This is a genomic window from Kitasatospora sp. NPDC057904, assembly GCF_042887925.1.
In the GTDB taxonomy this organism is placed as follows: Bacteria; Actinomycetota; Actinomycetes; order Streptomycetales; family Streptomycetaceae; genus Kitasatospora.
Genome location: NZ_JBHVOL010000017.1, coordinates 101,455 through 114,292 on the forward strand (window position 1 = coordinate 101,455; position 12,838 = coordinate 114,292).

13 protein-coding genes are annotated in these 12,838 nt (G+C 73.6%); 3 read left to right on the forward strand and 10 right to left on the reverse strand.

Annotation, left to right across the window (positions count from 1 at the left end):
* Nucleotides 1–22 precede the first annotated feature (22 nt).
* Nucleotides 23–727 (reverse strand): response regulator transcription factor, encoded by a 705-nt coding sequence (locus ACFVSN_RS33210; RefSeq protein WP_380435120.1) that lies wholly within the window; start codon nucleotides 725–727, stop codon nucleotides 23–25.
* Nucleotides 728–882: 155 nt separating this feature from the next.
* On the opposite strand from ACFVSN_RS33210, the gene ACFVSN_RS33215 reads away from it, so the two are divergent.
* On the forward strand, nucleotides 883–1,422 hold the full coding sequence (locus ACFVSN_RS33215; RefSeq protein WP_380501575.1) for a hypothetical protein: 540 nt from the start codon (nucleotides 883–885) through the stop codon (nucleotides 1,420–1,422).
* Nucleotides 1,423–1,447: 25 nt separating this feature from the next.
* On the opposite strand, the gene ACFVSN_RS33220 is transcribed toward ACFVSN_RS33215, so the two are convergent.
* Entirely contained in the window at nucleotides 1,448–2,008 is a 561-nt protein-coding gene (locus ACFVSN_RS33220) for a VOC family protein (RefSeq protein WP_380435118.1), read from the reverse strand.
* Between the two features lie 202 nt (nucleotides 2,009–2,210).
* Between ACFVSN_RS33220 and ACFVSN_RS33225 the strand changes: the two genes are divergently transcribed.
* Nucleotides 2,211–2,789, forward strand: coding sequence for an Lrp/AsnC family transcriptional regulator (locus ACFVSN_RS33225; RefSeq protein WP_380435117.1), 579 nt, complete (start codon nucleotides 2,211–2,213; stop codon nucleotides 2,787–2,789).
* 18 nt (nucleotides 2,790–2,807) lie between these two features.
* On the opposite strand, the gene ACFVSN_RS33230 is transcribed toward ACFVSN_RS33225, so the two are convergent.
* The 5 genes from ACFVSN_RS33230 to ACFVSN_RS33250 form a co-directional block, all read right to left on the reverse strand.
* Nucleotides 2,808–3,614, reverse strand: a complete 807-nt coding sequence (locus tag ACFVSN_RS33230; RefSeq protein ID WP_380435116.1) for a S16 family serine protease — start codon at nucleotides 3,612–3,614, stop codon at nucleotides 2,808–2,810.
* 38 nt (nucleotides 3,615–3,652) lie between these two features.
* A complete protein-coding gene (locus ACFVSN_RS33235) occupies nucleotides 3,653–4,303 on the reverse strand; it encodes a helix-turn-helix domain-containing protein (protein WP_359960406.1) in 651 nt (216 codons plus the stop codon).
* 403 nt (nucleotides 4,304–4,706) lie between these two features.
* On the reverse strand, nucleotides 4,707–5,144 hold the full coding sequence (locus ACFVSN_RS33240; protein ID WP_380435115.1) for a DUF2752 domain-containing protein: 438 nt from the start codon (nucleotides 5,142–5,144) through the stop codon (nucleotides 4,707–4,709).
* Nucleotides 5,145–5,146: 2 nt separating this feature from the next.
* Complete coding sequence (locus tag ACFVSN_RS33245) at nucleotides 5,147–5,434, reverse strand: TM2 domain-containing protein (RefSeq protein ID WP_380435114.1); 288 nt, start codon at nucleotides 5,432–5,434, stop codon at nucleotides 5,147–5,149.
* Nucleotides 5,435–5,706: 272 nt separating this feature from the next.
* Nucleotides 5,707–7,539 (reverse strand): DEAD/DEAH box helicase, encoded by a 1,833-nt coding sequence (locus tag ACFVSN_RS33250; protein WP_380491456.1) that lies wholly within the window; start codon nucleotides 7,537–7,539, stop codon nucleotides 5,707–5,709.
* Nucleotides 7,540–7,847: 308 nt separating this feature from the next.
* On the opposite strand from ACFVSN_RS33250, the gene ACFVSN_RS33255 reads away from it, so the two are divergent.
* Nucleotides 7,848–8,294: an SsgA family sporulation/cell division regulator gene (locus ACFVSN_RS33255; RefSeq protein ID WP_380435113.1), complete on the forward strand. Its 447-nt coding sequence runs from the start codon at nucleotides 7,848–7,850 to the stop codon at nucleotides 8,292–8,294.
* Between the two features lie 65 nt (nucleotides 8,295–8,359).
* Here ACFVSN_RS33255 and ACFVSN_RS33260 read toward each other — a convergent pair whose 3' ends face one another.
* Genes ACFVSN_RS33260 through ACFVSN_RS33270 form a run of 3 tightly spaced genes read right to left on the reverse strand, consistent with a single transcriptional unit; the run spans nucleotide 8,360 to nucleotide 12,818 of the window.
* Complete coding sequence (locus tag ACFVSN_RS33260) at nucleotides 8,360–10,912, reverse strand: rhomboid family intramembrane serine protease (protein ID WP_387957288.1); 2,553 nt, start codon at nucleotides 10,910–10,912, stop codon at nucleotides 8,360–8,362.
* Nucleotides 10,909–12,234, reverse strand: coding sequence for an alpha/beta hydrolase (locus tag ACFVSN_RS33265; protein ID WP_387591791.1), 1,326 nt, complete (start codon nucleotides 12,232–12,234; stop codon nucleotides 10,909–10,911). The genes ACFVSN_RS33260 and ACFVSN_RS33265 overlap by 4 nt, the downstream gene beginning before the upstream one ends.
* Entirely contained in the window at nucleotides 12,231–12,818 is a 588-nt protein-coding gene (locus tag ACFVSN_RS33270; protein ID WP_380435292.1) for a class F sortase, read from the reverse strand. Before ACFVSN_RS33270 ends, ACFVSN_RS33265 begins: the two co-directional genes overlap by 4 nt.
* Nucleotides 12,819–12,838: the final 20 nt, after the last annotated feature.

The window sequence follows — 12,838 nt, forward strand, 5'->3', positions numbered from 1 at the left end:
AACCGCCCGGTGTCCGGGCGCCTCATGTCCGGTGCTCCCCCTGGTCCCCGGCGGCCTCCAGCCGCACCCCGACGCCGCGGACGGTGTGCAGGTAGCGGGGGCTGGAGGCGGTCTCGCCGAGCTTGCGGCGCAGCCAGGAGAGGTGGACGTCGATGGTCTGGTCGCCGCCGTAGGTCTGCTGCCAGACCTCGGCGAGGATCTCCTTGCGCGGCACCACGACGCCGGGGCGGGCCGCGAGGAAGGCCAGCAGGTCGAACTCGCGGCGGGTCAGGTCGAGCAGCCGCCCGTCCAGGACGGCCTCGCGGCGCTGGAGGTCGATGGCCAGCCCGCCGACCCGCAGCACCTGGGCGACAGGGGCGGCACCGCCGCCGATGCGGCGCAGCACGGCGGCCATCCGGGCGCTCAGGTGCTCTCCGGAGAAAGGTTTCACCAAGTAGTCGTCGGCGCCGTCGTTGAGCAGCCGGACGATCTCGGCCTCGTCGTCCCGGGCGGTGGAGATGATCACCGGCACGTTGGTCAGCCCTCTGATCATCTTGAGCGCCTCGCTGCCGTCCAGGTCGGGCAGCCCCAGGTCGAGGATCACCAGGTCGCAGCCGACCTGGGCGACCTCCCGAAGCGCCTCCAGGGCCGTGCCCACGCTGCGGACGGCGTGACCGGTGTCGGTCAGGTGCCGGATGAGCGCGGAACGTACGAAGGGGTCGTCCTCGACCACGAGCACTGTTGCCATGGCCCTGCACGGTACGCCATGGGCGGTCACTGGTCTGTACCTCGGGGGTCGGTCGGGGGGCGGCGGGGGCGCGGCCCGGACATTGTGCAACTCCCCTTCCTATTAACGGGGGTGCCGGTCCGCCCGGGCACGGAGTACGGCAGGATGTCCGCACGATGCGGAACGGACTGGTACAACTCGGCGCCTGGGCGGCGGCCACCGGGGCGGCGGTGGCGCTGTCCTGGTTCGGCGTGCACGCCGTGCTGACCGGCGACGCGTTCGAGCAGCCCAAGGCCCTGCCGCTGCCCTCCCCGGCCACCGGCGGCGGCCCGCGCACGCCGACCGCGAGCCCGGGCGAGGAGCGGTCCGCGCCGCAGCCCGACGTGTCCGCCCAGCCCGTCTCCCCGTCCGCCACGGCGTCCCGCGCGCCGGCCTCCACGGCCGCCGCCCCGCCGGCCTCGCGCCGCCCGGTGCCCGCGGCCACCACGGCGACGTCCTCGGTGAAGAGCTACCCGGTGCCCGGCGGCCGGGTCGCCCTGGACATCCGCCCGGACCGGGCCTCGCTCGTCTCGGCCACCCCGGACCCGGGCTGGCAGATGCAGGTGTGGAACGGCGACCAGTGGATGCGGGTGGACTTCACCAAGGACAACCAGGCCAACTCGGTGTTCGTCTACTGGAACGGCCACCCGCCGATCGTCGAGACGGCGGTCCGCTGACGCCCCTCCGGCCGGGCCCCCGGGCTCACCAGCCCCGGAACGGCACGTACCCCGGCAGGTACGGCCCGGCGTAGCGCGAGCGGTCCACCAGCGTGTGCCGGGTCCCGCCGGGCATCCCGATCGCGGCGAGCGCCACCGTGCCGTGCCGGTCCCGCACGACGTACGGCTCGGCGAGCGAGACCGCGCCCCGGTCCACCGCGTAGTCGTACGCGTAGTACACGTCCGGCACGGCCACCGCGAGGTCCAGCACGCCGTCCCCGTGGCGGGCCAGGTGCCGGGCCAGCTCCCGCCCGCGCGGGCCGATCACCTGCACCAGCGAGGTGATCACGAACCGGGTGCCGGGCGCGTCCAGCACGTAGGAGACGGTCTCCGGTTCGCCGGTCTCCGGCCCCGCGTAGGCGGTGCAGCGCAGGCCGAGCGCCTCCGTGTAGCGCCGGGCGGCCCGCTCGGCGTCGCCGACCGCGAAGACCACCGCGTCGGCGCGGCCCATCGGGACGAGGTCGGGCTCCTCGCCCCGGGCCGCGAGCCCGACCGGTCTCCCGGAGGGCCTCGGCCGCCGGAGGGGTCCGGCTGCGGTGTCGGTCATGACGTCCTCCCGGTGGGCGTACGGGACCACGACGGTCCCCCGCCCGCCGGTGTGGGGCCCGGCGGCACGGGTTCGTGGCTGGAGGGTGGCGCCGGGCCGACCTGCGCGCAACTGTTCCGTTTCATCCTGGTCAAGCTGTGCGCCGGGGCGGGAGAATCGGCCGCACCGCTGTACAGAATGCCCACCGGAGGACGGAGCCGCGATGCCCCCCGACCACTCCCCGAGCTCGCCCGGCTCGCCCAACTCCCCCACCCCGCAGGGCCCTTCCGCCACCGCGTCCGCCACCGCCACCGGCCCGGCCGGCGGCACGAACGACGCGATCGACGCGCTGGACGGCCGGCTGATCCGCCTGCTCGCCGAGGAGCCCCGGATCGGCGTGCTGGAGTGCTCGCGCCGCCTCCAGGTGGCCCGCGGCACCGTGCAGGCCCGGCTGGACCGGCTCCAGGCCAAGGGCGTGATCGGCGGCTTCGGCCCCGAGGTGGACCCGGCCGCGCTGGGCTACCCGGTGACGGCCTTCGCGACCCTGGAGATCTCCCAGGGCCAGGGCGCGGACGTCCGGGCCCACCTGGCGAGCGTGCCCGAGGTGCTGGAACTGCACACGATCACCGGGGCCGGGGACATGATGGTGCGGATCGTGGCCCGCTCCAACGCCGACCTCCAGCGGGTGATCGACCGCGTGGTGGGCTTCGACGGGATCGTCCGCTCCTCGACGGCGATCGCCCTGGAGAACCCGGTCCCCTACCGCATCCTGCCGCTGGTGGACCAGGCCGCCGCCGAATAGCCGGAACCCGGTCGGCGCTCAGCAGGACGGAACGCTGCCGCCGCTCTTGAGCGCGTCCAGCGCCGAGACCGCCTCGGCGAGCGTGCCGACCGGCACCAGCCGCAACTGCGCGGGCTTGTTCACGCCGGCGTCCGTGCACTCGTCCTTGGGCAGCAGGAACACCGTCGCACCGTCCCGCGCGGCCGCCTGCGTCTTCAGCGGCACGCCGCCCACCGCCCCGACGTTGCCCTGGTCGTCGATGGTGCCGGTGCCCGCGATGGTCAGCCCGCCGGTGAGGTCGCCGCCCTTGCCGTCGCCGGCCAGCTTGTCGATGATCCCGAGCGCCAGCATCTGGCCGGCGCTCGGGCCGCCCACGTCGCCGAGGTCGACCTTCACCTTGACCTGGTCCGGCGACAGGTGCAGGTAGGCGAGCGCGGCCGTGGTCGCGCTGTCCTGCGACTCGGTCATCTGCTGCGCCGTCTCCTGCTCGGCCTTGGCCGGGTTGCTCTGCGGGTACACCGACTCGGTCGGGCGCACCGCCTCGTTCGGGTCGACCCAGGCCTCCAGGGAGCGCCAGAGGGTGGTCCGCTCCCCCGGGTTGGTGGCCGAGATGGTGACCATCCGCAGCTCGCCGCCGGTGGTGCGCAGCGGCGCCCCGGTGATGGTGAGCACGGGCTTGTCGTGGTAGCTGCCGAGGGTGTCCGCGGTCACGCCGGGCCAGGTCAGCGTGTACGGCAGCGGGACGAACCCGGCCACCCCGAACAGCGCGGCGACCAGCACCCCGCAGAGCGTGAGCGCACGGGTGCGCGGGGCGGTCAGGGCCTTGGTCAGCTTGGAGTCGGACACAGGAGGAATCCAAACACACCGGACGTCCCGCCCGGGCACTACCGCAGGGCGTCGGCGACCTCGGTGGCGGCCTCGACGACCCGGGGCCCGACCCGCTCGGGCACCAGCCCGTTCAGCATCACCACGCCGACGCTGCCCTCGACGCCGCTCAGCCCGAGCAGCGCGGCGGCGGCGCCGCACGCCCCGGACTGCTCCTCCGCACGGGTGATGACGAAGCCCTGCTCGGGCCGCCGCTGGTGGGGGAAGGTGCGCGCCTCCAGGATCGCCCGGCCCGCGGCGCTCTCGGTGAGCGGATGGCGCAGGCCGGTGCGGTAGGCGACGTGGAAGTCCGTCCAGCTCGGTTCGACGACGGCGACCGCGAGCGCCTCGTTGCCGTCCACCAGGGTGAGGTGGGCGGTGGCGCCGAGGTCCTCGGCCAGGCTGCGCAGGGCCGGCAGGGCGGCCTCGCGCAGCAGCGGGTGCACCCGGTGGGCCAGGCGCAGCACGCCGAGGCCGACCCGGGCCCGGCCGCCGATGTCCCGGCGGACGAGTCCGTGCTGTTCGAGGGTGGCCAGCAGCCGGTAGACGACGGTCCGGTTGACGGCCAGCCGGGCGGCCAGTTCGGTGACGGTGAGGCCGCGCTCGGAGTCGGCGAGGAGCTTGAGCACCCGGACGCCACGGTCCAGGGTCTGGGAGGTCTCGGCTGTCACGACGGGCATTCCTTTCCGCGGCGGCTCACGGACCGGTGGGGGCCGGCCCGGGGCGGGGTTTCGCGCGCAGATGGGGGGGTGGCCGCGCTCGGGTCGCGCAGTGCGAATCGCGGTGCGAATCCATGACGCCCGTGCGAGCCCTGCGGCGCCCGTCTCTCGGGGGTGACCCGGCGGAAGAGCGTGTGGGAAAGGTAGTGAAGGAAATGTCGCGACGGAAGTGGTTGTCCAAAATTCGGTCGTGATCGATTGCGGCACCCGGAACGAATCGGGGCAGAATGCCGCATATCGACCGCCCCACCCGACCGCTAGTTCGAGCACAGTCCGAAGTCCGGACACTCCGGAGTGTCGGGGGCCTCGGGGGGCCGGGCCGCGGGAGCCGTTTCCGCCGCGGGCGCGGGGCCGCTCACCAGAGGTTGCGCAGCACCGTCCAGGCCACCGCGGTGCCGAGCACCGCCGCCGTGCCGCGCCGCCCGAGCGGCGGCCGCCAGCTGCGGCCGGCCAGTCCCTCGCGCAGCCAGGTCACGTACATCAGGGCGACCAGCGGGAGGGAGATCAGCAGCATCGCGTTGTCGTGGAACGCGGCCGCGAGGTCGCCGTGCAGGAGGTCGTAGGTCATCCGGGTGCCGCCGCAGCCGGGGCACTGCAGGCCGGTGATCCGGCGCCAGGGGCAGAACGGCAGCGCCTGCCCGGGCAGGTGGGGGTCGCGCGACCACAGGTAGGCCGAGCCGGCCAGGCCGCCGAGGAGCACGGCCAGCGGCGGGCCCGCGGTGCGCAGGCGCGCGGGCACGGCGAAGCCGCCCCGGCCGGAGCCGGGGCGGCGTGCCGTGCGTGGCGTGCTCAAGGTCAGCCGCGCAGCAGACGGCCCTGGGCGTCCGTGCGGTCGTTGCTGACCAGGAACATGATGCCGTCGATCAGGGCCCAGAAGCCGAAACCACCGCAGGTCAGGAGCTGGGCGATGCCCATGCCGATGTGACCGGTGTAGAAGCGGCCGATGCCGAACCCGCCGAGGAAGAGCTGCAGGATGCCCGCGACGATCTTCGACTTGTCCGAGTACTCCGGCTGGCCCGGGTACGGCTGACCGGGGTACGGCTGGCCCGGGTACGGCTGGCCGGGCTGAGGGGGGTACGACACGTTCGCTGTGCTCCTTGGTCTGACTGGCCCGACCGCGAGATCCGTCGCCTGCCGGGTGGTGAGGTGCCCGCCGTTCCACCGTCGCTGACGGCCGGCCCGGTCGGGTCGGCGCGCAGCACGGACGGGTCCGGTGGCAGCGCGGCACGCGGAACACTATCGGATGATCACACCGATCGCCCCGACAATTCCACCAGCTATACCGGAATGTCATAACGCGTTACCGCGCTCCGGATTCTCCCCTTACCGAACGGGAGGAATCCACTGACGTACCGTTACTTCGCCCATTCCCGGATTCGGGCGATCCGCGCCTTCAGCTGATTCGCCGTCGCCTGGGCGGTCAGCGGGCCGCCGCACTCGCGGCGCAGCTCGTTGTGGATCGTGCCGTGCGGCTGGCTGGTGCGGTGGTGCCAGGCCGCCACCAGGGCGTTCAACTCCTTGCGCAGCTCGCGCAGTTCCTGGTGGGTGACGACCGGCCGCTGCTCGGCCGGCAGCTCCAGCAGGTCGGCCTCCTCGGCGGGCTTGGTCTTGCTGCGCTGGATCTGGCGGTGCTGGCGCTTCTGGAGCAGCATCTGCACCTGGTCCGGCTCCAGCAGGCCCGGGATGCCGAGGTAGTCCTCCTCCTCCTCGCTCCCCGGGTGGGCCTGCATGCCGAACTCCATGGCGTTGTACAGCACCCGGTCGAAGACCGCGTCGGAGCCGATCGCCTCGTAGGAGAACTCGTCGCCGCCGGCGCCGTCCGGGCCGTCGTTGGCCCGCTCGGCCTCGGCGAGCAGCCGGTCCTCCTCGTCGAACAGGCCCTCGCCCTCCTTCTTGGGGCGGTCCAGCACGTGGTCCCGCTGGAGCTCCATCTCGTTGGCGAAGCCCAGCAGCATCGGGATGGTCGGCAGGAAGACCGAGGCCGTCTCGCCGCGCTTGCGGGCGCGCACGAAGCGGCCCACGGCCTGGGCGAAGAACAGCGGGGTGGAGATCGAGGTCGCGTACACCCCGACGGCCAGCCGGGGCACGTCGACGCCCTCGGACACCATGCGGACCGCGACCATCCAGCGGGAGGTGCCCGCCGAGAAGTCGGAGATGCGCTTGGACGCCTCGGCCTCGTCCGAGAGGACCAGGGTGACCTTCTCGCCGCTGATCTCGCGCAGGATCTTGGCGTAGGCGCGGGCCACGGTCTGGTCGGTGGCGATGACGAGCCCGCCGGCGTCCGGGATGGCCTTGCGGACCTCGGTCAGCCGCCGGTCGGCGGCCTGGAGGACGGACGGGATCCACTCGCCCTGCGGGGCCAGCGCGGTGCGCCAGGCCTGGGCGATCAGGTCCTTGGTCATCGGCTCGCCGAGCCGGGCCTCCAGCTCGTCGCCGGACTTGGTGCGCCAGCGCATGTTGCCGCTGTAGCTGAGGAAGATCACCGGGCGCACGACGTGGTCGGCGAGCGCGTGCCCGTAACCGTAGGTGTAGTCGGCGACGGACTTGCGGATGCCGTCGCCGCCCGCCTCGTACTGGACGAACGGGATCGGGTTGGTGTCCGAGCGGAACGGCGTACCGGTCAGCGCGAGCCGCCGGGCGGCCGGCTCGAAGGCCTCGAAACAGGCCTCGCCCCAGGACTTCGAGTCACCGGCGTGGTGGATCTCGTCCATGATCACGAGGGTCTTGCGGGCCTCGGTCCGGTTGCGGTGCAGCATCGGGTTCACCCCCACGCCCGCGTAGGTGACCACGATGCCGTGGTAATCCCGGGAGAGCGGCCCGGACGAGTACGCCGGGTCCAGCCTGATGCCTATGCGCGCGGCGGCCTCGGCCCACTGCTTCTTCAGGTGCTCGGTCGGCGCGACGACGGTCACCTGCTGCACGAGGTGGTTGTGCAGCAGGTACGAGGCGAGGGTGAGCGCGAAGGTGGTCTTCCCCGCGCCCGGGGTGGCGACCGCGAGGAAATCGCGCGGCTGCGTCTCGATGTACTTGTCCAGCGCCCCCTGCTGCCAGGCACGCAGCTTGCCCGCCGTACCCCAGGGGGCACGGCCGGGGAAGGCCGGCGAGAGGTGGTGCGAGGAGGCGGGTGCGGCATGGCCGGCGGCCCGGACGGGAGCGTCCGGCTCCGACACGTCGGAGAAGAGCGGCATCGAGGAGGCGGCGGCGGTACTCACGGGCTCCGAAGGGGATCATCGCAGGTCAGAGGCGGTTTTGCGGCCTCCTCCCGCAGTCGGGCGGCGATCGGACAACCCGCCCAGCCTACCGGCCCCGGCACCATTCCAGCGCTCCGACCCGGCTCCGCCCGGGAGCCCCGCGGCCGGCGGACGGCCGGAAATCGACGTGACGCAGGTCACACCGAAAAACCCCCTGAACCACGTAAGCGGAAGCCGTCCCCCCGCTCTCACCGGTGTGGGGCCGCCCCACCGAGGCCCCGCCCGACCCCCGAAAGGACCCTGCCGTGCACCACAGCGCCGTCGAAGAGACCGTCCAGGCCCGCCTGCTCCTCACCCTCCACCGCTCGGTCCGCCTGCGGGTCACCCTCGCCTACCGCCCGGAGGACCCGCTCGCCGTCCGGATGGGCTTCCCCGCGGAGTTCTCCCTCGACGAGCCCGCCGACGGCCCCCGCGACGGCGCGGAGGCCGCCGACGACATCGTCTGGGTGTTCGCCCGCCACCTGCTCTCGGCGGGCCTGGAGCTGCCCGCCGGGCTCGGCGACGTCCACGTCCGCCCCGCCGCCGGACGCCGCACCATGGTCGAGCTGCGGGCCCCGGAGGGCACCGCGCTGCTCCGGTTCGACACCGCCGACCTGCGCCGCTTCCTGTGGCGCAGCCGGCTGCTCGTCCCGGAGGGCGAGGAGCACCTGCACCTGGACGCCGACCGCGCACTCGCCGAGCTGCTCGGCTGACCGGCGGACCGGCGTCCGCGAGCGCCCCCGCGCCCGCGGCCGGCGACCGCCCGCACCGCTCCCGGTCAGCCCGACAGCCGGCGCATCAGCCGGACCCCCTGCGCCGCCGTCAGGTGCGGCAGGTAGGCCTTGCCGATCGCCCGGGTGATGCTGGGCAGCCCGGCCGGGTCGGGGTAGGCCATGAACATCGGCCGGTACTCCGGCTGGAACTTGGACTTGAACGCGAGCAGCGAGCGGAACCCGTACACCGGCTCCAGCACCCGGCCCATCCAGTCCAGCATCCGCTGCAGCCCGGTGGGCTCGTCCTGCCCCGAGCGGGCCAGCGGCGCGCCGGACAGCGACAGGAAGCGCGCGCCCTCCTCCTTGAAACCGAGCGCGGCCGAGGCGATCAGGAACTCGTTCACGCCGCGGAAGCCGTCCGAGCGCCGGCGCATGAAGTCCAGCGTCCAGCCGACCGGCACGCCGTCCTCGTACACCGGCATCCAGCTGGTCAGCCCGTGCACGACGCCCTGCTCGTCCACCGCCACCAGCACCCGGACGTCGGGGTCGTCCAGCTCCTCCAGGCCGCCGAGCGTGAAGCCCATCTCGGGCAGGCCCTTCTCGGAGACCCACTCCTCCGAGATCGAGCGGATCTGGTCCTTCAGCACGAGCGGCGCCTCGTGGTAGGCCCACCACTCGGCGGTGATGCCCTGCTTGCCCGCCTTGTTGAGGGCCGTGCGGATGTCCTGCCACTTGCGGCCGGTGAAGGCCAGCTCGGGCAGCGCGACCACGGTGTCCTCGGCGACCTGCACCGAGCGCCAGCCGAGCTGCTCGGCGGCGGCCCTGGTGTCCCGGGAGACGCTGTAGAAGCACGGGGTCCAGCCGCGCGCGTCGCAGTAGCGCGCGAAGCCGGCCACCGCCCCGGCGCGGGCCGCGGGCTCGCCGAACGGGTCCCCGGTGGTCAGCGCCACCGTGTTGAGCACCCGGTAGGCGACGGCCGCCCGGCCCTCCTCGTCGAACCAGTAGTGATTGCCGTCCCACGTGGTGATGAAGGACAGCGTCCCGCCGCCGTGCGCGGTCAGCAGTGCGCGGGCCCGCTCCGCGGCCGCGGCGTCCGTGTGGACCACCGGCCGGCGGAAGGCCAGCAGCAGCGCGGTCAGCGCGACCGCCCAGAACGCCAGCCCGCAGTACGTCTCCAGGAACCGCGCCACCGGGCCGACCGCGATCGGGTAGTCCGGCAGCAGGTCGTTGTAGGCGGGCGGCAGGAACTGCGCGGGCAGCCCGTGCACCAGCCCGCGGAACGTGGCCCCCGGCTCGAACTGGCCGGCGACCAGCACCCCGAGGACCGTGTACGCCGCGGCGGCCGCGAGCGCGGCGCCGCCCAGGACGACCGCCAGCCGACGGACCGCCCGGCCCGCCAGCCGCAGCCGGAACCGCTGGCGGGTGGCGAGCAGCAGGGCCGTGGTCAGCAGCGGCAGCAGCAGTGCCTCGACGAAGTACTGGATCACGTCCCCGGCGTCCGGCCCGGAGTCGTTGTACAGCCACACCAGCAGCGCCACCCACAGCAGTTCGGTGACGACGGTGATCCGCCAGGCGAACCGCAGCCCGCGGCGCAGCCCCTCGGCGAGCACCAGCAGCAGCGCCGGGAACAGCGCCGCCATCAGCCGGCCCGGGGTGTCGAAGATCCGCTCGACGGCGTGCGCGCGGGCGCAGTCGTGCACCGACATCGCGCAGAAGTCGGCGACCTCCTCGGGGCTGAGCCGGTGCGAGAAGTACAGCTCGGAGAAGGTGTTGAACGGCCCGGCCGCGTTGTCGTACAGCGAGGCGATCAGCGGGCCGAAGGCGGCGGCGACCAGGCACAGCGCCACCAGCACCCGGGTCTCGGTGTGCGAGGAGCGGTGGGTGCGCAGCAGCAGCCGCCCGCGGGTGAGCAGCGCGCCCGCGCCGAGCCCGAGCAGCGCGGCGGCGCACCGCTGGACGCTCTGCAGGTGACCGACGTACAGCGTCATGACCAGCGGCACGAGCAGCACCAGCAGGTGCATCCGGCGGCGCCACAGGACGGTGAGCCGGTAGCCGAGCACCGCGGCCAGGGCGAACAGGCCGGGGCCGGGGCCGATCGCGACCTGGTCGACCACCGAGTCGGTCCACTGCTCGCCGGCCCGGGAGCCGGCCGCGACCAGCGCGGTGCCGAGCAGGGTGCCCGCGGCCTGCCCCACGACCAGCACCCCGAGGGTGCGCCACCGGCCGAGCCGCCGCTCGGCGGCCGGGCCGACGAGCAGCAGCAGCAGGCTGGTGAACACGTACGCGCCGATCCCGGCGCACCAGAACAGCGAGGTGAACGGCGTCCACCAGCGGCCCTCGGAGAGCGTCTGCACGCCGGTCCCGGCCTGCCGGAGCACGCGGCCCGACGGCCCGCCGGACAGGCTCCCGGTGGCCGCGCCGACGCCCCACAGGACGACGAGCGCCCCCATCGTGAGCGGGGCCGAGCGCAGCCGAGCACCGACCAGCCGGGCGGTCCGGCGCACGCGCTGCGGCCGCGGCTCCGGGGTGCGGGTGACGGGCGTACGGGTGACCGGCTCCTGGTCCACGACCACCTCCGGCCTGGCGACGACGGCTGCGGCCGCCTGGGTGCGGCTCACTTGAGCAGCCCGGTCTGGCGGGCGATCCAGGGCAGCTGCTCGGCGATGCCGATCCGCCAGGCCCCCCAGCCGTGCCCGCCCTGGACCAGGTCGAACTTGGCCTTCATACCCGCCGTCTGGACGGCTTGGTAGACCTTCTCCATTCCCGACCGGAAGTCGTTGTCCCAGCGGCCGACGACGATCGCGACGTTGGTGTCGGGGAACTTGCGGTGGGCCATCACCGAGAGCGGGTCGACGGCCTCGAACTTGGCCTGGTCACCGCCGAAGGCCTTCCTGACGGTCTCGTCCCGGGTGCCCAGGGTGGGCTCCTCCTGGCCGGACATGTCGAGGACGGTGCCGTAGACGTCGGGCGCGTTGATGCCGAGCTGGAGGGCGCAGGTGCCGCCCATCGAGGCGCCGCCCACGGCCCAGGACCCCCGGCCCTTGGCGGTCTGCAGGTGCTTGTCGATCCAGTCGGGGACGTCGGCGGCGAGGTAGGTCTGCGCCTTCGCGATCTTCGAGTCCATGCAGAGCGTGTTCCCCCAGGTAGAGCCCAGCTGGTCGGGCATCACGACGATCGGTGCGAGGCCGCCGTGCTCCGCCGCGAACGCGTCCAGCGACTCGTTCACCTGGGCGTTGAGCACCCAGTCCCCGGGCGTTCCGGGCTGACCGGTGATCAGCACGAGCACCGGCAGCAGCGGCCGCGGGCTGGCCTGGTAGGCGGGCGGCAGGTAGACGTAGGCGCTGCGGCCGACGAAGCCGGACTTGGCCCCGGGTATGTACACCTGCGAGACGGTGCCCTTGGCGGGCAGGCCGGGCGGGCGCGTCCAGACCTCCGAGAGCGCCTTGTCCGGCGGCGCGCTCGCGGTCTCGGCGACCTTCGGGGCGATCTTCGCCCCGGTGTCGGTGAGGAACGGCGCCAGCATGATCTTGCCGTTCGGGTACTGGCCGAAGCCGATGTTGATCTGCGACGCGGACATCAGCAGCACCAGCGAGCCGAGGCCGAGCACGAGCCCGCGGCGCCGCCAGGAGATCCCGCGGAAGCGGTAGCCGACCAGGCAGAAGCCCACCAGGGCGACGGCGATCCACCACGTGACGTAGTCCGGGGTGCCCTCCGGGAAGGGGTGCCACCAGTCGTCGACGACCACGCCCAGCAGCAGGCTGATCCCCGCCGCGGTGAACAGCGCGGCCGGCAGCCGGAAGCTCCACCACGAGCGGTTGCGGGCGACGGCGAGCACGAGCAGCGCACCCCAGCCCGCGGCCAGCACGGCGTACGGGATCGGGCCGTGCGTCAGCGGCCAGTCGAGTGGGTTCCAGCGGTTGGCGAGGGTGATCGGGGTCATGCCGCTTTCCCCGGCCGGGTGGTGTCGGCCAGGAAACCGTAGGCCACGACATTGCCTTCGTAGCCGTGTTCCTCGCTGTACGCACCGCCGCAGGTGATCACCCGCAGCTGCGCGTCGGCGGCCTGTCCGTACACCCGGTCGTCCGGGAAGTCCTTTCGGTCGTGCACTTCGATGGCGTAAAGCTGGTAGACGGCGGTGGCGCCGTCCGCGCGGACGAATTCGATCCGGTCACCGCGGTGGAGAGCACCCAGATGGTAGAAGACGGCCGGGCCGCTCTTGTTGTCCACGTGGCCCGCGACGATGGCGGTCCCCCGCTGGCCCGGGGTCGCCCCGCCGCGGTACCAGCCAGCGAGGTTGCGGTCCGCCGCGGGCGGCGCCTGGAGCCGGCCGTCGGCCTCCAGGCCGAGACCGGTGACCGGGGCGTCGAGCTTGACGGCGGGGATCCGGATCCGGGTCGGCACGGACGGGCCGAGCGGCGGGACGACCGAGACCGGGGCGAACCCGCTCAGGGACTGCCCGGCGCCGGGCGCGGGAGGGAGCTCACCGGGGCCGCCGTCGTGCAGCAGCCAGGCGCCGAGGACCATCGCGGCACCGGCCGCGATGG

Bases quoted from the DNA above. Each gene is read 5' to 3' on its own strand.
- ACFVSN_RS33210 (WP_380435120.1), bottom strand. From the start codon at position 727: ATGGCAACAGTGCTCGTGGTCGAGGACGACCCCTTCGTACGTTCCGCG.
- ACFVSN_RS33215 (WP_380501575.1), top strand. From the start codon at position 883: ATGCGGAACGGACTGGTACAACTCGGCGCCTGGGCGGCGGCCACCGGG.
- ACFVSN_RS33220 (WP_380435118.1), bottom strand. From the start codon at position 2,008: ATGACCGACACCGCAGCCGGACCCCTCCGGCGGCCGAGGCCCTCCGGG.
- ACFVSN_RS33225 (WP_380435117.1), top strand. From the start codon at position 2,211: ATGCCCCCCGACCACTCCCCGAGCTCGCCCGGCTCGCCCAACTCCCCC.
- ACFVSN_RS33250 (WP_380491456.1), bottom strand. From the start codon at position 7,539: ATGCCGCTCTTCTCCGACGTGTCGGAGCCGGACGCTCCCGTCCGGGCC.
- ACFVSN_RS33265 (WP_387591791.1), bottom strand. From the start codon at position 12,234: ATGACCCCGATCACCCTCGCCAACCGCTGGAACCCACTCGACTGGCCG.
- ACFVSN_RS33270 (WP_380435292.1), bottom strand. From the start codon at position 12,818: ATGGTCCTCGGCGCCTGGCTGCTGCACGACGGCGGCCCCGGTGAGCTC.